The 22,974-nt window shown below is 68.2% G+C and carries 20 protein-coding genes and 1 pseudogene; 13 read left to right on the top strand and 8 right to left on the bottom strand.

What is annotated here, in order from left to right; genetic code table 11:
* The first annotated feature begins 96 nt into the window (after positions 1 to 96).
* Positions 97 to 3,327, top strand: a complete 3,231-nt coding sequence (gene icmF, locus ACQHII_RS47295) for a fused isobutyryl-CoA mutase/GTPase IcmF (protein WP_427925119.1) — start codon at positions 97 to 99, stop codon at positions 3,325 to 3,327.
* A 29-nt stretch (positions 3,328 to 3,356) separates the two neighbouring features.
* Positions 3,357 to 3,659: pseudogene (locus tag ACQHII_RS47290) on the top strand (3-hydroxyacyl-CoA dehydrogenase NAD-binding domain-containing protein); the annotation flags it as partial.
* Between the two features lie 91 nt (positions 3,660 to 3,750).
* Here the strand turns inward: ACQHII_RS47290 and ACQHII_RS47285 are convergent.
* The 3 genes from ACQHII_RS47285 to ACQHII_RS47275 form a co-directional block, all read right to left on the bottom strand.
* The gene (locus ACQHII_RS47285) at positions 3,751 to 4,563 is read right to left on the bottom strand and encodes a class I SAM-dependent methyltransferase (protein WP_427925118.1); all 813 of its coding nucleotides are present in this window, start codon (positions 4,561 to 4,563) and stop codon (positions 3,751 to 3,753) included.
* Positions 4,564 to 4,818: 255 nt separating this feature from the next.
* The gene (locus ACQHII_RS47280; protein WP_427919556.1) at positions 4,819 to 5,691 is read right to left on the bottom strand and encodes an IS3 family transposase; all 873 of its coding nucleotides are present in this window, start codon (positions 5,689 to 5,691) and stop codon (positions 4,819 to 4,821) included.
* Positions 5,688 to 5,996, bottom strand: coding sequence for an IS3 family transposase (locus ACQHII_RS47275; protein WP_046584010.1), 309 nt, complete (start codon positions 5,994 to 5,996; stop codon positions 5,688 to 5,690). Before ACQHII_RS47275 ends, ACQHII_RS47280 begins: the two co-directional genes overlap by 4 nt.
* A 309-nt stretch (positions 5,997 to 6,305) precedes the next feature.
* Here ACQHII_RS47275 and ACQHII_RS47270 point away from each other — a divergent pair, with 309 nt between their 5' ends.
* From ACQHII_RS47270 to ACQHII_RS47260, 3 genes are all read left to right on the top strand, one after another.
* Positions 6,306 to 7,316, top strand: coding sequence for a helix-turn-helix domain-containing protein (locus tag ACQHII_RS47270; RefSeq protein ID WP_427925117.1), 1,011 nt, complete (start codon positions 6,306 to 6,308; stop codon positions 7,314 to 7,316).
* 180 nt (positions 7,317 to 7,496) lie between these two features.
* Complete coding sequence (locus ACQHII_RS47265) at positions 7,497 to 7,931, top strand: hypothetical protein (protein WP_427925116.1); 435 nt, start codon at positions 7,497 to 7,499, stop codon at positions 7,929 to 7,931.
* Positions 7,932 to 7,947: 16 nt separating this feature from the next.
* Positions 7,948 to 8,379, top strand: a complete 432-nt coding sequence (locus ACQHII_RS47260) for a hypothetical protein (RefSeq protein WP_427925115.1) — start codon at positions 7,948 to 7,950, stop codon at positions 8,377 to 8,379.
* A gap of 167 nt (positions 8,380 to 8,546) precedes the next feature.
* Here ACQHII_RS47260 and ACQHII_RS47255 read toward each other — a convergent pair whose 3' ends face one another.
* From ACQHII_RS47255 to ACQHII_RS47240, 4 genes are all read right to left on the bottom strand, one after another.
* Entirely contained in the window at positions 8,547 to 9,047 is a 501-nt protein-coding gene (locus tag ACQHII_RS47255) for a flavin reductase family protein (protein WP_427925114.1), read from the bottom strand.
* A 292-nt stretch (positions 9,048 to 9,339) separates the two neighbouring features.
* A complete protein-coding gene (locus tag ACQHII_RS47250) occupies positions 9,340 to 10,188 on the bottom strand; it encodes a CbbQ/NirQ/NorQ/GpvN family protein (protein ID WP_427925113.1) in 849 nt (282 codons plus the stop codon).
* Positions 10,189 to 10,202: 14 nt separating this feature from the next.
* Positions 10,203 to 11,903 (bottom strand): nitric oxide reductase activation protein NorD, encoded by a 1,701-nt coding sequence (locus ACQHII_RS47245; protein ID WP_427925112.1) that lies wholly within the window; start codon positions 11,901 to 11,903, stop codon positions 10,203 to 10,205.
* A 147-nt stretch (positions 11,904 to 12,050) separates the two neighbouring features.
* The gene (locus ACQHII_RS47240) at positions 12,051 to 13,181 is read right to left on the bottom strand and encodes a spirocyclase AveC family protein (protein ID WP_427925111.1); all 1,131 of its coding nucleotides are present in this window, start codon (positions 13,179 to 13,181) and stop codon (positions 12,051 to 12,053) included.
* Positions 13,182 to 13,458: 277 nt separating this feature from the next.
* Here ACQHII_RS47240 and ACQHII_RS47235 point away from each other — a divergent pair, with 277 nt between their 5' ends.
* Positions 13,459 to 14,202: an SDR family NAD(P)-dependent oxidoreductase gene (locus ACQHII_RS47235; protein ID WP_427925110.1), complete on the top strand. Its 744-nt coding sequence runs from the start codon at positions 13,459 to 13,461 to the stop codon at positions 14,200 to 14,202.
* Between the two features lie 83 nt (positions 14,203 to 14,285).
* On the opposite strand, the gene ACQHII_RS47230 is transcribed toward ACQHII_RS47235, so the two are convergent.
* A complete protein-coding gene (locus tag ACQHII_RS47230; RefSeq protein WP_427925109.1) occupies positions 14,286 to 15,518 on the bottom strand; it encodes a PucR family transcriptional regulator in 1,233 nt (410 codons plus the stop codon).
* Between the two features lie 489 nt (positions 15,519 to 16,007).
* On the opposite strand from ACQHII_RS47230, the gene ACQHII_RS47225 reads away from it, so the two are divergent.
* The 7 genes from ACQHII_RS47225 (at position 16,008) to ACQHII_RS47195 (ending at position 22,973) form a co-directional block, all read left to right on the top strand.
* Positions 16,008 to 16,784, top strand: coding sequence for an enoyl-CoA hydratase-related protein (locus ACQHII_RS47225; protein WP_427925108.1), 777 nt, complete (start codon positions 16,008 to 16,010; stop codon positions 16,782 to 16,784).
* A 168-nt stretch (positions 16,785 to 16,952) separates the two neighbouring features.
* Entirely contained in the window at positions 16,953 to 18,116 is a 1,164-nt protein-coding gene (locus ACQHII_RS47220) for a thiolase family protein (RefSeq protein WP_427925107.1), read from the top strand.
* Between the two features lie 98 nt (positions 18,117 to 18,214).
* On the top strand, positions 18,215 to 18,982 hold the full coding sequence (locus tag ACQHII_RS47215) for an SDR family NAD(P)-dependent oxidoreductase (RefSeq protein WP_427925106.1): 768 nt from the start codon (positions 18,215 to 18,217) through the stop codon (positions 18,980 to 18,982).
* A gap of 70 nt (positions 18,983 to 19,052) precedes the next feature.
* Positions 19,053 to 19,817 carry a crotonase/enoyl-CoA hydratase family protein gene (locus tag ACQHII_RS47210; protein ID WP_427925105.1) on the top strand — a complete coding sequence of 255 codons (765 nt, stop codon included), beginning with the start codon at positions 19,053 to 19,055 and terminating at the stop codon, positions 19,815 to 19,817.
* Between the two features lie 40 nt (positions 19,818 to 19,857).
* The gene (locus ACQHII_RS47205) at positions 19,858 to 20,628 is read left to right on the top strand and encodes a transposase family protein (protein ID WP_427921588.1); all 771 of its coding nucleotides are present in this window, start codon (positions 19,858 to 19,860) and stop codon (positions 20,626 to 20,628) included.
* Positions 20,629 to 21,004: 376 nt separating this feature from the next.
* Positions 21,005 to 22,153, top strand: coding sequence for an acyl-CoA dehydrogenase family protein (locus ACQHII_RS47200; RefSeq protein ID WP_427925104.1), 1,149 nt, complete (start codon positions 21,005 to 21,007; stop codon positions 22,151 to 22,153).
* Positions 22,125 to 22,973 carry a crotonase/enoyl-CoA hydratase family protein gene (locus ACQHII_RS47195; protein ID WP_427925103.1) on the top strand — a complete coding sequence of 283 codons (849 nt, stop codon included), beginning with the start codon at positions 22,125 to 22,127 and terminating at the stop codon, positions 22,971 to 22,973. Before ACQHII_RS47200 ends, ACQHII_RS47195 begins: the two co-directional genes overlap by 29 nt.
* Position 22,974: the final 1 nt, after the last annotated feature.

Raw genomic sequence — 22,974 nt, 5'->3', positions numbered from 1 at the left:
TGTGCTTCTGGTCACACGGTTATCACCTTCTGTCATTTACTAGGACGTCCTACTATCTAGCTCGTCAGTTCTCCTGACCGTTGTAGGGAAGACTTCATGAGCGATCTGCACCGCCCCGTGCACCCCGTCCGTCTGGTCACGGCTTCGGCCCTGTTCGACGGGCACGACGCATCGATCAACATCATGCGGAGGATCTTCCAGTCCCAGGGCGCCGAGGTGATCCATCTGGGACACAACCGGTCGGTGCGGGAAGTGGTGGAAGCCGCGCTGGAGGAAGACGTGCAGGGCGTGGCCGTCTCCTCCTACCAGGGCGGACACGTCGAGTACTTCGAGTACCTGGTCGAGTCCCTGCGCGCCCAGGGTGCCGAGCACGTCCGCGTGGTGGGCGGGGGCGGCGGCGTCATCGTGCCCCAGGAGATCACCCGGCTGCGCGGGAGCGGAGTGACCATCTTCTCTCCCGAGGACGGGCAGCGTATGGGGCTCGCCGGGATGGTCAACTCGGTTGTGCGGGACTGCGACTTCGACCTGTGGGAGAGCCGGCCGTCCGATGTCTCCGCCGTGCTCGCCGGCGACCGGTTCGCGGTGGCCCGCGCCCTCACCGGGGCCGAACTCGGCAAACTGCCGGAGGAGTTCATTGCTCAGGTGCGCACCGCGGCGCGGGCACGGACCGTTCCGGTGCTGGGCATCACGGGCACTGGTGGTTCGGGAAAGTCGTCGCTGACCGACGAGTTGGTACGCCGGTTCCGGGTGGACCAGCAGGACAAGCTGCGGATCGCGGTGATCGCGGTCGACCCGACCCGGCGTCGTGGCGGCGGCGCACTGCTCGGCGACCGGATACGGATGAACTCCCTCGACGGCAACCGGGTGTTCTTCCGCAGTCTGGCCACCAGGGGCAGCCGCGAACTGCCCGAGCACCTGGCGGAGGTCATCGACGTCGTGAAGGCCGCGGGCTTCGACCTGGTGATCGTGGAGACACCGGGCATCGGTCAGGGCGACGCGGCGATCGTCCCGGTCGTCGACACCTCGCTCTACGTGATGACACCGGAGTTCGGTGCCGCCTCGCAGCTGGAGAAGATCGACATGCTCGACTTCGCCGACGTGGTGGCGATCAACAAGTTCGAACGGCGCGGCGCCAAGGACGCACTGCGCGACGTCGGCCGCCAACTGGTCCGCAACCGCGAGGCGTTCACCATGCGCCCCGATGACATGCCGGTCTACGGCACCTCGGCCGCGACCTTCAACGACGACGGCGTCACCGCGCTCCACCAGCATCTCAAGCCGATCCTGGCCGAGAAGGGCCTGCCGCTGTCGGAAAGCACACTCGTGCCGGTCGACGTGCGCCACTCCTCCGGCATCCGCCAAGTCGTGCCGGCCGACCGGGTGCGCTATCTCGCCGAGATCACCAACGCGGTGCGCGCCTACCACGGGCAGACCTCCCAACTGGCCGATGCCGCACGGCGGGTGCAGCGACTGGAGGCGGTAAGGACCGAACTCGTCGACGCCGGCACCGACGCCGAGAACGTGCGGTCGTTGCTCGACGACGCACGGACGCTGCTCCCCCACGACATCGTCGCCCAGATCGCCAACTGGCCTGCGGTGGTGGCGTCGTACTCCGGCGACGAGCAGGTCGTGAAGGTCCGGGACAAGGAGATCCGCACCGAGCTGACCCGCGAGTCCCTCTCCGGCAACAGGATCCCGCGCGTCGCGCTGCCGCGCTTCACCGACCACGGGGAGCTCGTGAGTTTCTGGCGACGGGAGAACCTGCCCGGCCAATTCCCCTTCACCGCAGGGGTGTTCCCCTTCAAACGGGACGGCGAGGACCCGGCCCGGATGTTCGCCGGCGAGGGCGACCCGTTCCGCACCAACCGGCGCTTCAAGCTGCTCTCCGAGGACCAGCCGGCGACCCGCCTGTCCACCGCCTTCGACTCCGTCACCCTCTACGGCCGTGACCCGGACGAACGCCCGGACATCTACGGCAAGGTGGGCACCTCCGGCGTCTCGGTGGCCACGCTGGACGACATGAAGGCCCTGTACGACGGCTTCGACCTGGTGGCTCCGACCACTTCGGTCTCCATGACGATCAACGGACCCGCCCCGACCGTCCTGGCGTTCTTCCTCAACACCGTCGTCGACCAGCAGATCGACAAGTTCCGTGCCACCGAGGGGCGTGACCCGTCGGCCGACGAGGCCGCGGAGCTGGGCGCGCACGCGCTGGCGAACGTGCGCGGCACCGTCCAGGCCGACATCCTCAAGGAGGACCAGGGCCAGAACACCTGTCTGTTCTCGACCGAGTTCAGCCTGCGGATGATGGCCGACATCCAGGAATGGTTCATCGCGCACAAGGTCCGCAACTTCTACTCGGTGTCCATCTCCGGCTACCACATCGCCGAGGCCGGCGCGAACCCCATCAGCCAGCTCGCCTTCACCCTCGCCAACGGCTTCACCTACGTCGAGAGCTACCTCGCCCGGGGCATGCGCATCGACGACTTCGCCCCCAACCTGTCGTTCTTCTTCTCCAACGGGATGGACCCCGAGTACGCCGTCCTCGGCCGCGTGGCCCGCCGTATCTGGGCCGTCGCGATGAAGGAGAAGTACGGCGCGAACGAGCGCAGCCAGAAGCTGAAGTACCACGTCCAGACCTCCGGACGCTCCCTGCACGCCCAGGAGATGGACTTCAACGACATCCGCACCACCCTCCAGGCACTCATCGCCATCTACGACAACGCCAACTCCCTGCACACCAACGCCTACGACGAGGCCGTCACCACTCCCACCGAGGACTCCGTCCGCCGGGCCCTGGCCATCCAGCTGATCATCAACCGGGAGTGGGGCCTGGCGATGAACGAGAACCCGCTCCAGGGGTCGTTCGTCATCGACGAACTCACCGACCTGGTCGAAGAGGCAGTCCTGCGCGAGTTCGAGCGGATCAACGAGCGCGGCGGTGTCCTCGGCGCCATGGAGACCGGCTACCAGCGCGGCCGTATCCAGGACGAGTCGATGCTCTACGAGCAGCGCAAACACGACGGCACACTGCCCGTCATCGGCGTCAACACCTTCCGCAGTCCGCACGCCGATTCCGCCGAGCCCGGCGTCGTCGAGCTGGCCCGGGCCACGGAGGCGGAGAAGCAGTCCCAGCTCGACCGCGTCCGGGACTTCCAGGCGGGTCATCAGGAGCAGGCCCACGCCGCTCTGACCGCTCTCAAGGAGGCGGCGACAAGTGATCGCAACGTCTTCGCCGTGCTCATGGACGCCGCCCGGGTCTGCTCTCTCCAGCAGATAACGGACGCATTCTTCGAGGTCGGCGGCCAGTACCGCCGCAATGTCTGACCACGACCATCGATCGGACAGGACTTCACATGGACTCCGTCACCCGTCTCGGCGTCGTCGGTTGTGGGCTCATGGGCTCCGGCATCGCCGAAGTGGCCGCCCGCCACGGCATAGACGTCCGCGTCGCCGAAGCCACGCCCGAGGCGTCGGCGACAGGTCGGCGACGCATCATCGCCACGCTGGACCGAGGCGTGCACCGCGGCAAGCTGAGCGAGGCAGAGCGGGACGGAGCCCTCGCCCGGCTCTCGTTCACCCACGACCTCGGCGATCTGGCCGACCGTCAGTTCGTCGTCGAAGCGGTCGCCGAGAGCCGCGACATCAAGACCGACGTCACCTCAGCCGAACACTGCGAAGGAGGCCCGTCCTCCGCGGGCGGCACGCAGAGGGAGGCCGTCCGAGCCGAGGCGTGAACAAAGCAAAAAGTCATGCCTGGCCGTGTGCGATCAGGGCTGCGTGGGGCAGCACCAGCACGCCATCGGAGCTGGCGAACTCGCCGCATAGAAGATCAAAGTGCTCTTTGATCTTTGCGATGACTGCTGGGGCCTGACTCGTGACGACCTGCCCTATCGTCGCCACTCCGGCCGCCGGTCCGCTCCACCACTCTTCGCGAGTCGTCCGATGGTTCCAGACCAGGGTGCTGCACACACCGTTCAGCAGTCCGGCCTCGTCCAGCAACGCAGCAAGACCCTGCTCAGAGCGCGGGAAATCATCTTCCGGCGCAAGGGGTGGCAGGCCAGCGGGACGGGCGACACCGGCCGCCTGGAGTGCCCTGCCGAGGAGTGCCTGCCCGGCAGCTGGAGGGGCGGCCCAGATTGTGACAGCTATGCGGCCACCAGGCCGCGTCACCCGCCGCAGTTCCTGGAGGGCCTCACCAGGCCGTCCGACATGGTTGAGAACGAAATTACCGAGCACGACGTCAAACTCGTCATCGGAGAACGGAAGACGCGGCAAGGACGCAAGCCGCACGTCGGCTTCTGGAACCGCCTGCGCGGCTCGGGCAACCATGCCCGGCTCAGCGTCAACTGCCGTCACCCTAGCTCCCCGCTCACACGCAGCCGCGGCAACGGTGCCAGTACCCGTCCCCACATCAAGGACCCTGGCCCCCTGCCGAACCTCGGCAGCTCGGAGGAGCTCGGGCACTGGATACGCACAGAGCTTGGCGAAACTTGCACCGTAGGCATCGGCCTGTCCTGCCCACGCCCGCCGCTCGGACTCATCAAACGCCGTCTCCGCCATCCGTTCCCACCCCAAACGACCACCACCGCGGCAACAACATCGTGCCCTCACGCTACCCAGTCCCGATCATCAAAGGTCAGGGGAAGCAAAACGGCTCCACCAAGATCCCCGACAGCGTCACGAACCGACAACACAGCGCGTGCGGGTACCGGAGTCCGATCGACCACGAACCCGACCACCGAGCCAACTCCGCCTTGGAGCTGGCCGCTAAGAAGTGAGCTTGTTCCGCTTTGACGGACACCATCGGTGTGGTGGTCAGGCTGCGAGTGCGGTCTCATACTCAGCGGGACTGCGGTAGCCGAGGCTGCTGTGGAGCCGGTGCAAGTTGTACCAGCCCTCGATGAAATCGAAGATCGCGGTTCGGGCCGCGGCTCTGCTGGGCCAGGAGCTCGTGGTGAGCAACTCCCTCTTGATGGTGGCGAAGAACGACTCGGCGAGCGCGTTGTCCCAGCACTGTCCGGTGCGGCCGACCGACAGGCGCACGCCCAACTGGTGCGCCAGTGTGGCGAATTGCTGGCTGGTGTACTGACAGCCGCGATCCGAGTGAAAGATCACCGGCCGGGTGGGACGGCGCTTCCGGCAGGCGGCCGTGAGGGCATCGGCGACCAGATCGGTCCGCAGGTGGTCGGCCGTCGCCCAGCCGACCACGCGACGTGAGGCGATGTCGATGACGATGGCCAGATAGAGCCAGCCCTCCTCCGTGGCGATGTAGGTGATGTCGCCGCACCACCGGGCATTCAAGTCGGCGGGGTCGGGCTGGAAGTCCCGGACGACGAGATCGGGCCGAAGAGCAGCCCGTGGATCAGGAATCGTCGTCAGGTGTCGTCGTCTGCGGTGTCGGCCCTCCAGGCCGGCAGCCCGCATCAGCCGCGCGACACGTCGGCGGCCACATCCGGCGCCTGCCCGCTTGAGCACCGCATGGACGCGCGGGGCGCCGTAGGTTCCCCGCGATCTCGTGTGGACGTCGGCGATCTGTTCCGCCAGCTCGGCGTCACGGACCGCGCGGGGACCAGGCTTGGCAGCGCGCCGGGCATAGAAGGCGGTCCGGGAGACCTTCAGCAGCTCACACGCTCGTTTGACGCTGTGACCTGCGCGCTTCTCCGCCTCGATGAACGGGTGCACCGTCACCGGGTCTCCTTCGCGAAGAAAGCCGTCGCACGCTTGAGGACCTCGACGTCCTCACGCAGACGGCGGTTCTCCCGCCGCAACGCGGCCAGCTCCTCGCGTTCACTGCTGGTCAGGCCGTCCCGCTCGCCCGCATCAACCTCGGCCTGCTTCACCCAGTCACGCACCGCGGTCTCGGTCAGATCGAAGTCCTTGGCGATCTGACCGACCGAGCGGTCACCGCGTCGGCACAGCTCGACGATCTCCGCCTTGAACTCCGGCGTGAACGAGCGACGAGGGCGAGGCTTCTTCTTCCCCATGCTCTCCATGATGGACATCCTCTCGGGGCTGAACCCCTGATCTCGGATGTCCGTCAAAGCGGATCAAGCCCAGAAGATCTCCACAGTCCGAAGGGATTGACACGAAAGTGAGATACATACGGGCCGGGCAACAGAGAGGGGGAGCAGGGTCTTCCGTAAGGGCCCCGTAAGAGTCCGCGGTCGACATCGTGTCGCGGAGCGGGGCCTGACAGTCGCCAGTGCAATCCTTGGCGCAAACGCAGGGGGAAGGCGGTTCGAGGGCGATTCGTTCCGGTGCCCGCGAAGGCTCGTCGACGGGGGACAGGCGTGATCGTGACCATGAGCAGTGAGGACATACCGGCACCGGATCGGTTCCAGTGGTGGTGTGAACTGACGGGCAAGGACACCGCGCCGAGCATGATCAGCAGCCCGAACGCCGCCGACTTCCGGGCCACTCTGACGATGGCCGAGCTGGGCCCGGTCCAGCTTTCCGTGCACGCTGCTCCCGAGTTCCGGGCCCTGCGTACCGCTGCCTTGGTGCGCCGTTCCGACCCGGAGCGGTACGGGATCAGCTTGATCACGGCCAATGACCTATGGATAGCGCAGCATGACCGCGACTGCCGGCTGGACGCGGGTGACCTGCTGCTCCACGACACCTCCCAGCCGTTCGACTCCCGGGTTTTTTCCGGCGTCGGGCCTGGGAGGGCGGTCATGCTACACACGCCCAAGTCCGCGCTGCCGCTACGCCCGGAGCGGCTGAACCGGCTGCTCGCGCACCGGCTGCCCGGCGATGTGGGGATGAACGCCATCCTCGCCCGTTTCCTCCGGAGCGTCGCCGGGGCCGTTGTACGGGGTGAGGTGAGCGAGCCCGAGATGCGGCGGCTGGGCGAGGTGGCCCTCGACCTGGCCGCGGCGGCGCTGGCCGCCCAGGTCGACGCCGAGGACCGGCTGGCCCCCGAGACCCGCCGACGGGCACTGGTCTCCCGGATCGAGACGTTCATCGAACTCAACCTGGGCGACCCGGACTTGACCCCCGGCGTGATCGCCGCCCACCACCACATCTCCCTGGGGTACCTGCACCGGCTCTTTCAGCCGCGTGAGCTGACCGTGACCGCGTGGATCCGCCATCTGCGCCTGGAGCGCTGCCGCGCCGACCTGGCCGACCTGCGCCTGAGGCTGCGCCTGGTGCACGCCATCGGCGCCCGCTGGGGCTTCCGGAACCCCGCCGACTTCAGCAGGGCGTTCCGCGCGGCCTACGGCATGCCACCGGGCGACTACCGCCGCCAGGCGCTGGCTTCGGCCGCCACGGGGGAAGCCAGGGAAGTGGACGCAGCGTCAACAACCAGGTGACCCAGCGCCAATGACACCGCCCCTTCGCCCCTGCCAGCCTGGCGGAGTCCCGGCCCACGCGTCCCAGGAGACAGTCCTGGCGCCGCCACGGGCCGGCCACCGCATCCGGCGGGCAAGTCCGTTGTCTGAACGCTCCCTTCGGACCGGGCAGCACAGCGGGCACAACGAAAGGGGACGAGGATGATACGCAGGTCGCTGAAGACGGCCCTGGTCCTGGCGGCCGCCTTCGCAGCCATGGTCGGCGGCGCGAACGGCGCTTCCGCCGACACCTGGAACGACGGCTCCAGCGCGGCCGTGACGGTGAACACCGCCACCGGGGTGGGCGAAGCGATGGTGATATGGACCGGGAGCGCTCTGGAGAAGACCGATCCCGCGTACGCCGCCGCCGTCATCGACAACGACACCAGCGGCTACTCGCTCAAGGGCTGGCTCGAACGCTCCCACAACGGCGGGGCGTTCGAGCGGGTGTCAAGCGTCCACTACCTGAACGACGGCAACGGCGAGAACTACGTGCAGACCTACGGCTACTACGACGGACCCGGCTACATGGCCCGCGCCTGCTTCCAGTTCACCTCGTGGTCCGGCGCGGCAGTCCACTGCTCGCCCGCCATCTAGCTCCGAGGAGAGGAAGATGATGCGCAACTCCGTGAAGGCGGCCCTTGTCCTGGCGGCCGCCTTCGGGGCCATGGTCGGCAGCGGCAGTGCCGCTTCGGCCGACACGACCTGGATCGGTGCCAACTACGCGGGTGTCTCCGTGAACACGGCCAAGGGGGTCGGCTGGGCTCAAGTGGACTGGACGACGGGGAGCAAGACCGCGCCCGCCTACGCCCATGCCTGGATCCAGAACGGCTCCACCGGCTATTCGCTCGACGGGTGGCTCGAACGCTCCCACAACGGCGGGGCGTTCGTGCGGGTGTCCGGCATCCACGCCCTGAACGACGGCAGCACCGACACCAGCGTGCAGACCTACGACTACTACGACGGCCCAGGCTATCTGGCGCGCGCCTGCTTCCAGTTCACGTCCTGGTCCGGGGCAGCCGTTCACTGCACTCCCGCCATCTAGAAGGCTGCTGAAAATCTTGTTGAGGGGCTGTCCGGTTGTGGGCCGGGCGGCCCTTCTTCGTTATGGGGTGGCGGGAGCGAGGTGCCAGGTGCCATGGATCACCGGATGCGACGCAGCTTCTGAGACACGTTTCGCCCACCTGTGCAAAGCCGCTCCGGGTGAGCCCTCTACGCGCGGTCCAGCCGGTGGAATCCGCGCCGGAAGTAGACAGCAGGCAGCTGTTCCCCGAGCCTCGTGTGCTCCACTCTGCCGAGCAGGATGGTGTGGTCCCCGCCCGTGTACTTCGCATACGCAGCGCATTCAAAGGTGATGAACGCACGCGAGAGCACGGGCAGGCCGTTCTGGTCGGCGGCGAACCCGGCGTCCGCGAATTTGTCGGCCCCCCTGGTGGCGAACCGGGCCGCGAGATCGGCGTGCTCCGGGTCAATCACATGTACGATCCAACGCTGCGCCGCTACGAACGCCGGGTGGCATTCAGCACCTTCGGCGAGGCAGACCAGCACCAGCGGCGGCTCCATCGACACCGAACAGAACGAGCTGGCGGTAAATCCCCACCAGCGACCGGCGTCGTCGGTGGTGGTGACTATGGTGACGCCGCTGGGAAACGAGGCCATCGCGTCGCGGAACAGCTGGGTTTGCTCGGAGCGGACGTGCACCTGCTGAGTCACTAGACCTCACTTCCACCCGCGCGAACCGGAAAGCCGTTGAGCCTGCGGTCGGGTCGGATACGTTGAAGCGACATGGTGGACGGTGTCTCCCACATTGTCGGAGGAGTCCTTCAGGAGTTGACGGTCACTGCGGTCGACTGTTCGCCGCCGACCGGACCCGGCACAAGAAATAGTGACCCTGGGGGGCTCGACCGGCCAAGCGGGGTGACTACTGCTCGTCACCACACGAAAGTCCGGGAAAAACACGGACAACACCATCGCAAAAGCGGAGCGCGGACGCCGAGGGCCGAAACTAGTCGGGCAGTTCGGAATCCGTGGTGTATTCCTCCACGAGTGCGAGAAGCGCCCTGCTCGTCGTGGGATCGTCGGTAAGAGGGCCGGCGATTGCGGCGAGCGCGGCCTCACGCAGCGTCAGACCGCGGTTCACCAGAGCGCCGGTGGTGATCAGCATGCGGGTCGAGGCCGCCTCCCGCAGCCCGCCGTCACGTACTCGCCTGATCGCTTGGCCCAGTTGGACCAAGTTGTCGGCCAGTGCCTCTCCGGCTTTCGCCTCCGCCATGAGTACCGCGTGCTCCACTTCGGCCGGAGGGAAGTCGAGTTCGATGCAGACCATGCGCTGACGGGTCGACATCTTCAGGTCCTTCAGCACGCTTTGGTAGCCGGGGTTGTAGGACACCACGAGCTGAAAGCCTTCCGCCGCCTTGAGCTGGAGGCCGCCCAGTCGTTCGACGCTGAGTTCGCGTCGGTGGTCGGTCACGGAGTGGATCGCGACGACGGCGTCCTGGCGGGCTTCGACGATCTCGTCGAGATAGCAGATGCCTCCGGTACGCACCGCGCGCGTGAGCGGGCCGTCGACCCAGACCGTGTCCCCGCCCGTGAGGGTGTAGCGCCCGAGAAGGTCCGTGGCGGTCATGTCCTCGTGACAGGAGACGGTGTGGAGCGGTACGCCGAGGCGCTGCGCCATGTGCTCCACGAGGCGGGTCTTACCGCATCCGGTCGGTCCCTTCAGCATCACCGGAAGTCCGAGTTCCCAGGCAGCCTGGAACACGGACACCTCGTTGCCCACGGGAAGGTAGAAGGCGTCCAGTTCGTCGCCGTCCGCATGCGGGGTCGCCGTGACGAGGCTCTCGGTCGGTAGCACGACAAGGGGTCCTTTCATCGTTGCTCATCCGTGGTGGCGAGCCGGTGGGGGCGCCGCCGGGCGCCCGCGAGCCGAAGTGCTTCTGCGAGCACGGGCCGGATGGTCCGCGTCAGCTCACCGGCGTTCTCCAGTTGCAGGTGTGTGACCTCGCTCCACACGTGCTCGACGGTGCGCGGGTCGACGGAGGACCGAATGCCGAGGCTGACACACCCGACTCCGGCCAGGAGCGCCTCGCGCAGGGCGGTCCGGCTGTCTTCGCGGGCGTAGTGATCCTCATAGCCGTGGTCGTAGGGCAATCCGTCGCCGACGACGACAAGGAGCAGATTCGAGGTACCGGCGCCGCGGGCCAGAATGCCGGTGGCGTGCCGGACCGCCGCGCCCAGCCTGGTGAAACCGGCGGGCTGGAGGGCAGCCAGTCTTGCCTGTGCCGCCTGGTCGTAGCGTCCGTCGAATTCCTTGATGCGGAGGAAGCGCACGTTTTCGCGGCCCCGGGAATAGAAGCCGTAGGCGCCGACGCGATCTCCCAGTTCCTCGAACCCACGGGTGAGCCGATGGACGAGTTGGCGCTGGTCTTCGAAGATCGTGTGATTCTCCGCGATCTCCGCCGCTGAGCCGGTCGCGTCCAGCAGGATGAGCACTCCGAGATCCCGGCCGGTACGCGACTGGCTCTCGAACGCCCTTGGCTCGGTCTGGTCACCGAGGCGGCGGTCGATCTCCACGTCGACAAGGGCGGACATGTCGAGCGAGTCGCCCTCCCGGAGGTGACGGCGACGTTGCAGAGCGGTACCCAACCTGGCCAGCTCACGCCTCAGTCGCACATCCGCCGCGGGCTCCCCGGACGTACGGTCTCCCGAGGGTGAGGGATCCAGGTCAAGCACTGTGCACCATGCCTCGCGATAGCCGCCCGTGCCGCAGTCCCACTCCGGGTACCGCGTCCCGACGACCGGCGGACCGGTCAAGGCGCGCAGGAGAGCAGCGGCTCCGCGGAGCCGGCGTGCGGCGGCGCGACCTCGCCTGTCCCGCCCGCCCACGACAGCCAGTTCGTGGCCGGCGTCCCCAGAGCTCGATCGACGCTTCGAGCCGGTACCGAGCAGCTTGGCGAGCGCCTTCGCGAGCGCCGCGCTTCCGAGCGGGGACATCAGTGAGTCCGCGATCCTGCTGTTCTCCGTCTGTTCCTCGTCATCCGGATCATCTGGTTCCTCGGGGCCGGACGCCGCACCGGATGATCCGGCCGGACTCGTATCGGCACCGGTGACAGCGCCGAAGTCGAGTGAACGAACCTTGATGCGACCGAACCAGTGCGGTGTCGTGGGGAGTTCAGCGCGCGATGTGGCCACTGCGGCGGATTCCTCCGCCGACGTGGTGACCGGCCCGTCGTAGACCGCGCGGATCCGCGTCGCGACCCGGGGCGGCAAAGTGCGGGCGGTATGCGCCGCCCGGCAGACCTCCAGGAGCAGATAGCCCTCCAGCGCGCCGCGATGTCGTCCGGTGACCGGCGCGATGTGCGCTCTGCGCAGGCTGCCGATGGCAAGCAGCCCCGCCTGCACGACGAGGGCGCAGCGCAGGTCGTCGTCGCAGTGGTCGGGCAGGAAGATCGTCGAGCCGTCGGTGAACGCCCGGTCGTCGTCCGTCAGCGCCAGTACGACCGGCCGTCCCAGGACGGCATGTGCAAGCAGCTCGTAGCGCTTCAGATGTTCGACCCTTCTGCCTGTCACGCCCTGGTGGCGCGCTCCGACGCCCGGGGCACCTTGGATCACCTGCCGCCCGCCTCTCCCCGTATCTGGTGCTTGTCGTTGTCGGGCGGTCGTGGCGTTGGCCGGCCCACGCCCGGGCTGGGGGTGGACCGGCCAACGCCTGGAGAGCTATCTGTCGCTCGGCGGATTCGTCGGCAGCGTCGCGGTGCCGGGGACGTAGAGCTTCCCGTCGGGCCCTATTCGGGCGCTCTTCCCATTCATCGGCAGCGGTTCTTGGGGATTGGGGCAGCCCAGCGTGGTACCCGGTCCGGCCAGTCCGGTCGTGAAGTACGACTTGCTGCAGATCGAGGAGGGAGTCGCGGCGGCATGCGTCCCGAAGAACTGGTAGGGCAGCATGTAGCCGACGGCCATGATCGTGCTGATCGCCCCGGTGAGTGACAGCAGGCGGATGAAGGTCTTCTTGCGATCGCTGACCTTGATCCGGTCGATGCCGCGCTCGGCGAGCGTTTCTCCCCTGTCGTTCACGAAGTACCGCAGGCATCCCATGATGCCCCAGCAGAATCCCCAGGTGAGCGGCTCCAGCAACGGCTGTTGGAAGTACTGGCCGTTGAAGAGAGTGAAGTTCCCGCCACCCCACCACCACATCCAGGCGCCGGCCAGCATCGGCGGGACCTCAAGTGCGAAGTCCCAGACGAACATCGACGCGAAGGCGACCATGATCAGGGCGAACGTGCCTGTCCTGGGATACCGCGCCTTGACCTTGCGCATGGCCCAGCACGAAAAGACCGTGCCCAGGAAGAGCATTCCCGGATACATTCCGCCGATGAACAGCAGAGGCTCACCCATGTTGTTCGGGTTGGGTGAATTCCAGAAAGGAACATGGCACTGCGGGCAGCCCAGGTTCACGAACTCCGCGTTGTAGCTGTAGGTGATCGCGGTGAAGTTCTCCCACGGGTCGAGCAGCATGTAGGTGAACAGCCACGCGACGATCATCAGAGCGTCCGTGCCGATCTTGCGGGTGCGTTTCCACGGCTTGTACGCGTAGAAGTACAGCGCGACCCCGACCAGGAGGACCGAAATCGCCTCCAGCGAATGGATGGATACGACCATCCACGTCGGGACCTTGCTCGGACCCGCCGGCACCGGCCGCGCATCGCCGTTGATCAGCCAGGAACCCCATTCATAAGCGATCAGCGACAGGACAGCGACGCCGACCAGCGCCCACCATTTCGCCGGGACGCCTTTCCTGGCTTCCGCGTCCATTTGCTTGTCAGCGGAGTGTTCGAGCGTGGTCGCCATACGCATCTCCATCTCGATGACTGCTCCCGGGCACATGACCGAGCGCGTTGGCCTTGAGGTGGCTACGAACGTACAAGCGCGGAAAGGAGGGACACAATGGCGGGAATCGGCGTCGCGGAGTACGTCACTCACCGTCCCCGTCATGTGATGACGGAATGCGTACGGTGCGGTGCCCGCCAATGACGTAATCGGTCATTGGCGAATTCTGCGACGACCTCTAATGTGAGGTCCCGACAACGGAGGAAATAAGCTTCCAGCCGAGAACGAAGGGACCCCGATGAGCCTTCAGGGTCAGACCGCCATCATCACCGGAGCCGGATCAGGAATCGGGCGGGGCACTGCCCTGCGGGCCGCCCGCGAGGGAATGCACGTCGTCGCGGTGGATGTGAGAAATGCGGAAGAGACGGTGAAGGAGATCGTCGTCGCGGGCGGAGCCGCGACGCCGGTCTCACTGGATGTCCGTGAGCCCGAGGGGTGGCGGCTTCTCGTCGAGCAGACCCTCGAAGCGCACGGATCGATCGCGTTCCTGGCCAACGTCGCCGGTGTCGTCAGCCTCGGCGCCGACACCGCCGTCGAGCAGACCGACGAGGGCTGGGACCGGGTCATCGCGATCAACCAGACCGGAACCTTCTACGGCATGCGCGCGGTGATGCCGGCCATGATCCAGTCCGGTGGCGGAGCCATCGTGAATGTCGCGTCGGTGGCGGGCCTGGTCGGCATGCCCAACGTGTTCTCCTACTCCGCCTCCAAGGGGGCGGTCATCGCGATGAGCCGGCAGGCCGCGACGGAGTTCGCCAAGAGCGGTGTGCGGGTCAACGTGATCTGTCCCGGGATCATCGAGACCCCCATCCTCGGTGACATCACCGAGGAACTGCGCACGCACTGCGAGGCCGCGACACCCATGGGCCGACTGGGTGCCCCTGACGACATCGCCGCCATGGCCGTGCAGCTCGCCCGCCCCGAATCCGCTTTCATCACGGGCCAGGTCTTCCCCATCGACGGAGGATGGACCGCGCAATAGCCGTGCCGACGTCCCGGACGCCCTGGTCGCGATCATGCTGGTGACCAGTTCCGCGAAGGTCCGGGCCGGCAGGTTTCCTGGCTTCACGATCCGTCCAGCATCCGCCTGAGCCGCAGCGCGACTAGCAGCTCGGTCCTGCGACGGGTGATGGGGCCGCCGACGAGCGCCTCGATCTGGCTGATCCGATTGCGCACGGTGTGTTCGTGTACACCCAGGCGGTGCGCGGTACGTACATGTGAACCCGAGGTGAGCCAGACCCGGGCGGTGTCACGCAGAAGAACCGTACGGCAGTCGTCCGCGTCGAGCTCACGGAGTTCGTCGCGCACGAAGCGTCGCGCCTTCTCGGGTTCGCCGAGGAAGAACGCTTCCAACCGCAGCTCGTCGTACGACACGACCTGGGGAGCCGCCTCACCCAGCATGTCCTGGAGGCGCGCCGCGTCCAGGGCGTCCCTGCCCGTCATCCCCAGACCGGACAGGCCACGCGCGGGCGCGCCGAGGGCGCAGCGAAGTCCCGAGCGCTCCAAGACGTCCCGCAGATCGCGCAGTTGCCGTTCGTCGAGTCGATTGGCATGAGAGGCCCAGACCAGCCATACATGCACGCTGTGGCGGTAGGTCAGAACCTCGCAGCGCTCCGCGACGCGCCGGATGTGGCTGTCGAGGCCCGTCTCGGCGGGGCTTCGGTCGGACCGGACGGCCACTGCGATGTGCTCACCGTCCAGGCGGATCCGCAACGCCTCCTCGATCTCGCGCTCGCCCAGGACGGCCGGTCCGTCGAGTACCTGCCGGAGGATGCTCAACTGGAGTTGCTCACGCGTACGCAGGTGTTCGGCCTGCGTTGTCTCGTAGCGCGACAGCATGGATGACATCTGGCCGTCGATGTAGGCGTGAATGATCATGGACGGCCCTCCGATCAGCTCGTCCAGTCCGACGTCACGGGTGACGGCACAGTCACGGGCGGCCGTGTACCAGAGGGTCCAGACCAGGCCGGCGCCGACGCGGTAGATCCGCTCGAACTGGCTGAGCGGGACGCCGATCGCGGCAGCGGTGTCACTGAAGGCGATAGCGCCGAACGGCGGGTTCGTGTCCAGTTCGTCGCGGCCGGCGATGATCCGCCAGATGATGTCGAGATTGTCGTAGGCGTTGCGCGACAGCAGCTCGCGAAAGGCCTGATCACCGCATCGGTCGGGGAAAACGATCTCCATCAGCTGCTCGGTGACGAAGGTGGCGTTCTTCTCCAGCTCCATCCGGGTCGCGAGTTCACGCGCGGCCGGCTGTACAGGTCCCAGCTCGGAGGCGAATTGACGGTTGGGTCCCAACGCTTCCCCCTGCCATCGACCGAGGATGTGCACGACTCATTCGGAGCGGCGCCGACAAATTCGTCGAGGATACAGCGGCCACACGGACCGCGGAAGCAATCGAAGGCCGGCGCTTTTCGGCCGGTGGACGTCGGCCGTATCCGGCAGGGGTAATCGTGACGCCGACCACGAGGGTGGCCAAGGGGGGTGACTACTGCTGTTGACCGGCACAAAAGTCAGGGGAAAACACGGACAGCGTCGCCGCCGACAACGGATAGCATCCTTCCGCAGGTCAAGGCCGCTCCGAGGCACCCCACATCGCGGTGCGGGAGATATCGGCACCGCTCGCTCAATGGTCGAGGCCGCCCGCACCGGGCATTCCGGCCTCGTGGAGTGAAAAGCGCGGGATCACCGCCGTCGGCACGACGACGAGAACGGCAGCCCCGCAGCGGTCGCGTCACCTCCTCGATCACCGGCGATCGGTCATCAGGTCGACAGAAGGAAGCAACGATGGACGGCGAGACATCGGCATCAGGGGCGATCAGCGGCAGCCTGAGCGGCTCTGTACTGAGGCTCGCCCTGGCTCGCCCCGACCGTCTCAACGCCCTCGGCACGGCCGCACTCGACGAGCTGGCCCACCAGATCGACCGAGCGGCGTCGGACGACCGGGTACGAGCGGTGACCCTGACCGGCGAGGGCCGGGCCTTCTGCTCGGGCGCCGACCTCGGCACGGTGGTCGACGCAGGCACCGTGGAGGCCGCCAACCGCGCGGTGCTCGCGCTGCGCCGGACCGGCAAGCCGGTGGTGGCCGCCGTCAACGGCGCCGCAGTGGGGGTCGGCTGCTCGCTGGCGCTCGCCTGTGACCTGGTGATCGCCAGGCGCTCCGCATACTTCCTGCTGGCTTTCGCCGCCCTGGGCCTCATGCCCGACGGCGGGGCGACCGCGCTCGTTCCGGCGGCCGTGGGCCGGGCGCGGGCGATGCGCATGGCCATGCTGGGCGAGCGCATCCCGGCGGGGACGGCCTTCGAATGGGGCCTGATCAGCATGGTCGTCGACGACGACGCCTTCGAGGCGACCGTGGAATCCGTGGCCGCCCAGCTTGCCGACGGACCGCCGCTCGCTCACGAGAGAACGAAGCACGCCCTGAACGCGGCCGTCCTCCCCGGACTGACCCGGGCGTTGGAGACCGAACGCACCGGGCAGGGCGAACTGCTGCGCAGCCAGGACTTCTCCGAGGGTCTCGCCGCGTTCCGTGACCACCGGCAGCCGAAGTTCACCGGTCGCTAGTGCCGTGACGCACGAACGGCACGCACGGTCCTCGGCCTGTTCCGCGCATCGCCGCCGTCGCACGCCGGGCCCGGTCCCTTCTTCACCTGGCCGTGGCAATCCCCTTCATCCCGGGCCAGAAACGCAGCTCGCGCTCGCGCCGAGCGATCGACACCCAAGGACGGAACCGTGAGCAGTGCCGTAATCATCGATGTCGTACGGACCGCCTCCGGCAAGGGCAAGCCCGGCGGCGCGCTGTCCGGCGTACACCCGGCCGAACTCCTGGCCACCGTGTTGCGTGCCCTGTTGGAACGCAACGACATCGATCCCGCCACGATCGACGACGTGATCACCGGATGTGTCTCGCAGTCCGGCGAGCAGGCGCTCAACATCGGACGCACCGCGCTGCTGGCCGCAGGCATTCCCGAATCCGTGCCGGCGACCACCGTCGACCGGCAGTGCGGCTCCAGCCAGCAGGCCGCCCACTTCGCCGCGCAGGGCGTGATCGCGGGCGCGTACGACATCGCCATAGCCTGCGGGGTCGAGTCCATGAGCCGGGTGCCCATGTTCAGCAACGCCCAGGGCACGGACCCTTACGCACCGCTGGCCGCCCGCTACCCGGAAGGCCTGGTCAACCAGGGCATCGGAGCCGAGTTGATCGCGGCGCGCTGGAAGCTGACGCGGACGGAACTGGACGCCTACTCCGTCCGGTCGCATCAGCGAGCCGCCACCACCGCGGCGGCCGGCGGCTTCGACGGCGAGATCGTCCCGGTCGGCGGCCACCGCGTGGACGAGACGGTCCGCGCGTCGACCACGGCCGAGGCGCTCGCCGGGCTCAAGCCGTCGTTCGCCGACCCCTCGGTCCGCGAACGCTTCCCGGAGATCGACTGGTCGGTCACCCCGGGCAATTCCTCCCCGCTCACCGACGGCGCCTCGGCCGCTCTCGTCATGAGCGAGGAGAAGGCCGCCGCCCTGGGGCTGCGTCCGCGGGCCCGGTTCCGCTCCTTCGCCATCGTCGGCAGCGATCCGCTGCTGATGCTCACCGGCGTCGTCCCCGCCACCGAGAAGGTCCTCGCGCGCGCCGGCCTGACGCTCGCGGACATCGACGCGTACGAGGTCAACGAGGCGTTCTCGCCCGTGCCGCTCATCTGGCAGCGGGAGTTCGACGCCGACCCCGACCGGCTCAACCCGCGCGGCGGCGCCATCGCCCTCGGGCATCCGCTCGGCGCCTCCGGCACCCGGCTGCTGGCCACTTTGGTCAACCACCTGGAGGCCACCGGAGGCCGATACGGCCTCCAGACGATGTGCGAGGGCGGCGGGATGGCCAACGCCACGGTCGTCGAGCGCCTTTGACACCTGGAAGACGGAGTGATCGCGGTTTCCCTCGGCAAGCCACACCACCGGTCCGCCTCGCCGACGGACATCACCTACTCACGAATGGGAACCCTCGCATGGACATCTCCGGCAACGTCGTCGCGCTCGTCACCGGCGGCGCCTCCGGCCTCGGCCTGGCCACCGTACGACGGCTGGTGGCCGAGGGCGCCAAGGCGGTCATCGCCGACCTGCCGTCCTCCGACGGCAAGGCGGTCGCCGCCGACCTCGGCGGCAACGCCGTCTTCGCCCCGACCGACGTGACCGAGGAGGCCCAGGTCGCCGCTGCCCTCGACGCCGCCGCGGAGCTGGGCACCATGCGGATCGTCGTCAACTGCGCCGGCATCGGTACCGATGTGTTCCGGGTGGTGGGCAGGCAGGGACCCTTCCCGTACAAGGCATTCCGCCGGACCGTCGAGGTCAATCTGATCGGCACGTTCAACGTCATCCGGCTCGCCGCCGATCGGATGGTCACCACCGAGCCGGTCGGCGAGGAGCGCGGGGTGGTCGTCAACACCGCTTCCGTGGCGGCCTTCGACGGACAGATCGGCCAGGCGGCGTACTCCGCGTCCAAGAGCGGTGTGGTCGGCATGACCCTGCCCATCGCCCGCGATCTGGCCCAGCACCTGATCCGTGTGAACACCGTCGCCCCGGGTCTGTTCATGACCCCGATGCTCGCGGGGCTGCCCGTCGACGCCCAACTGTCGCTGGGCAGGCAGGTACCGCATCCGAGCCGGCTCGGCAGCCCGGAGGAGTACGCCCATCTGGTGTCGCACATCGTGGCGAACCCCATGCTCAACGGCGAGACGATCCGGCTCGACGGTGCCATCCGGATGGCACCGCGCTGATGCCCGGCGAGGGCGGGACACTTCGCCGCCCGGCCCCGCCGTTCCTTTCCCCGAGCCGCAGGAGGCACCGATGTCCGACGCAGTACTGACCGAGGCCGCCGACGGTGTCACCGTAGTCACCGTCAACCGCCCCGCCGCCCGCAACGCCGTCGACCGCGCCGTGGCCGAGGGCATCGCGACCGCGATGGAAGAGCTGGACGCGCGCGACGACCTCGTCGTGGGTGTCATCACCGGTGCCGGCGGCACCTTCAGCGCGGGCATGGATCTGAAGGCCTTCCTGGCCGGCGAGTTGCCCATGGTGGAGGGTCGTGGCTTCGCGGGACTCACCGATGCCCCGCCCCGCAAGCCACTGATCGCGGCGGTCGAGGGCCACGTTCTGGCCGGCGGCTTCGAAATGGTGCTCGCCTGCGATCTGGTGGTGGCCTCCGAGGACGCCCGCTTCGGCCTCCCCGAGGTCAGACGCGGCCTGGTCGCGGCGGGCGGTGGACTGCTGCGGCTGCCACAGCGGCTGCCGTACCAGATCGCCATGGAACTGGCCCTCACCGGTGAGTTCCTGGACGCCACGCGCGCCCACGGCTACGGGCTGGTCAACCGGCTCACCGCGCCCGGCGGGGCGCTGGCCGGTGCGCTGGAGCTGGCACGCGGCATCGCGGCCAACGGCCCGCTGGCGGTGCGTACCAGCAAGGAGATCATCGTCCGCTCCGGCGCATGGCCCGCCGACGAGGTGATGAAGCACCAGGAGCGCCTGGTGGCACCGGTCTTCGCCTCCGAGGACGCCCGAGAGGGGGCCCGCGCCTTCACGGAGAAGCGTGCACCGCGGTGGAAGGGCCGCTAAAGCGCGTTGCAGAAGGCCGTGATCTGGGCATTTCCCTTGTATGCGTGGGGTGTTGAGGACTGAGCCGCTGTGGGTGGAGACGTTCACGGGGCTGCAGATGACGCAGTTCGAGCGGTTGCTGAAGGTGGTGCGGGAGCGGGGTGGCGATGGGCCGCGGATCGGACGGCCGTGGTGTCTGCCGCTTGCCGACCGGGTGCTGGTAGTAGCGGTCTACTACCGCACGAACCTCACCATGCGGCAGCTCGCGCCGCTGTTCGGGGTCTCTCCGGCGACGGTGTGCAGGGTCATCCAGCGGCTGGGCCCCCTCCTCGCGATCGCGCCGGTCTCGCGTCCCGTCGATGCCACGGACCGGTTGTGGATCGTCGATGGCACGCTGGTCCCGGTCCGCGACCGCACGGTCGGCGCCTCCAGCCGCAACTACCGGTTCTCCGCGAACGTGCAGGTCATCATCGACGCCAACACCCGCCTGGTCGTGGCCACCGCCCGTCCCGCCCCGGGCAACAAGGCCGACGCCCAGGTCTGGCGCGGCTCCGGCCTGCCACAGCAGTGTCAGGGTGTCACCGTGCTCGGCGACGGCGCCTACATCAACACCGGCCTGGTCGTCCCGCACCGCAAACGCCCCGGACGGCCCCTGCTCGCGGGCGAGGAAGCCGACAACAAGGAGCATCGCCGGGTCCGCGCGCGGGTCGAGCACGCGATCGGCCGCCTGAAGCAGTACAAGATCCTTCGTGACTGCCGACAGCACGGCGACGGCCTCCACCACGCAGTCCAGGCCGTCGCCCACATGCACAACCTCGCCCTGACCGCGTGATCAACACAGCAGCAGGCGGGCCCTGACCTGCAATCTCACGGCCTTTTGCAACGCGCTTTAGGGCCTGTTGCGAAAGCCCCGCCTGCCCCGCGACGCCCGGCACGCTCCCCCACGCTCGACTTCGCTCACGCGAGAGGACACCGACGGCCCGGCCGGTGCCGACCTGTTGGTGCCGCTCCACCTTGTCGGTGACTTCGACGAAGCCATAGAACGCCCGTCGACCGAGGCGGAGCGGGGTCATCTCGCCGGCCCGGAGATCTCGGCCGCCGCACAGGTGACCGCCGTCACGGAGCCTGCTCCACCGTCCTCGATGTCACACTCCCCGACCCAGATCCGCCGCACGGCGCGGCGCCGCACGACCGAAGGTGATCACCAGATGGAAACGGACCTTTACGAAGAGGACCACGAGCTCTTTCGCGAGACCGTCCGCGAGTACGTGGTCCGCGAGGTCTTGCCCCACCTCGAACGCTGGGACCGGGACCACCTGATCGACCGCTCGGCCTGGCTCGCCGCCGGCAAGCAGGGCCTGCTGGGCCTGGCCGTACCGGAGACGTACGGCGGTGCCGGACAGCAGGACTACCGCTTCCGGGCGGTGCTCGCCGAGGAGTTCGTCGCCGTCGGCGCCGCCGCGCTGCACTCCGGCTTCTCGCTCAACGAGGACGTCGTACTGCCCTATCTGCTCGATCTCGCCACGCCCGGGCAGAAGGAGCGTTGGCTGCCGGGTCTGACCACCGGGAGGACCATCGCCGCCATCGCTATGACCGAACCCGGGGCGGGCAGCGACCTGCGGGGCATCCGCACGAGCGCCGTCCGTGACGGCGACGACTGGGTGGTCAACGGCGCCAAGACCTTCATCACCAACGGCATCCAGTCGGACCTGGTGATCGTCGTGGCACGCACCGACGAGCGGGACCTGACCCTGTTCCTGGTGGAGCGCGACACCCCGGGCTTCACACGCGGACGCAAGCTGGAGAAGGTCGGCCTGCACGCCCAGGACACCGCCGAGCTGTTCTTCGACGACGTGCGGGTGCCGGCCGAGAACCTGCTCGGCACCGAGGGGCGGGCCTTCGCGCACCTGATGGAGCGGCTGCCCAGGGAGCGGCTGTCCATCGCGGTCACCGCCCAGGCCGCCGCCGAGGCGATGCTGCGCTGGACGACGGACTTCGTACGGGAGAGGGAGGCGTTCGGCCGCAGCATCGCCGAGTTCCAGACCGTCGGTCACACGCTGGCGGAGCTGCGCACCGAGACCGAGGTCGGACGCGCCTACGTCGACAAGGCCGTACGAGCTCTCAACGCCGGGCAGCTCAGCGCCGTGGACGCGGCCAAGGCCAAGTGGTGGACCTCGGAGATGCAGAACAGGATCGCCGCCCGCTGCCTCCAACTGCACGGCGGCTACGGCTACATGCTGGAGTACCCGATCGCCCGGGCCTTCCTGGACGCCCGTGTCCAGACGATCTACGGCGGCACCACCGAAATCATGAAGGAGATCATCAGCCGTGACATCGTGGGCGGATCCCGCGCTTGAGCAGCAGTTGCTGTCCCTGCGAGTCGACCGGCAGGAGCACATCGCGGAGGTGACCCTGCTCGGGCCGGGCAGAGGAAATGCCATGGGCCCCGACTTCTGGCGCGAACTGCCTTTGGTCTTCCGGGAGTTGGACTCCGACCCCGAGGTCCGGGCGGTGGTGCTCACGGGAAGCGGCGACAACTTCTCGTACGGACTCGACCTGCCGGCGATGATGGGTGCCTGGGAGGAGATGCTGGCGCCGGGCGCGACCGCGGAGCCCCGTACCCGGCTCCTGCGTGTGATCCGCGAACTCCAGGCGGCCGTGAGCGCGGTGGCCGACTGTCGTACGCCGGTGGTGGCGGCGGTCCACGGATGGTGCGTGGGTGGTGGGGTGGATCTGATCGCCGCCGCGGATGTCCGGGTGGCCTCCACCGACGCCAGGTTCAGCGTCCGGGAGGTCAGGGTCGCCGTCGTGGCCGACCTGGGCAGCCTGCAACGGCTGGCCGGAATCGTCGGCGAGGGGCATCTGCGCGAACTGGCGCTGACCGGTGGGGACATCGACGCCGCGCGGGCGGAGCGGATCGGCCTGGTCAACGACGTCCACCCGGACGGCGCCGCCGCACTGGACGCCGCCCGTGCGCTGGCCCGGCGGATCGCGGACAACCCGCCGCTCGTGGTGCGGGGTGTGAAGGAGGTCCTGGACCTCGACCGCGGGCCGCGCGTCGAGGCCGGGCTGCGCCATGTCTCGACCTGGAACGCCGCGTTCCTGTCCAGCGACGACCTGGCCGAGGCCGTCCGTGCCTTCGGCGAGCGGCGCGCTCCGCGCTTCACCGGCCGGTGAC

Origin of the sequence: Streptomyces sp. cg40, assembly GCF_050320165.1 — a bacterium.
In the GTDB taxonomy this organism is placed as follows: Bacteria; Actinomycetota; Actinomycetes; order Streptomycetales; family Streptomycetaceae; genus Streptomyces; species Streptomyces hokutonensis.
This window is presented reverse-complemented; position numbering and strand designations above follow the sequence as displayed.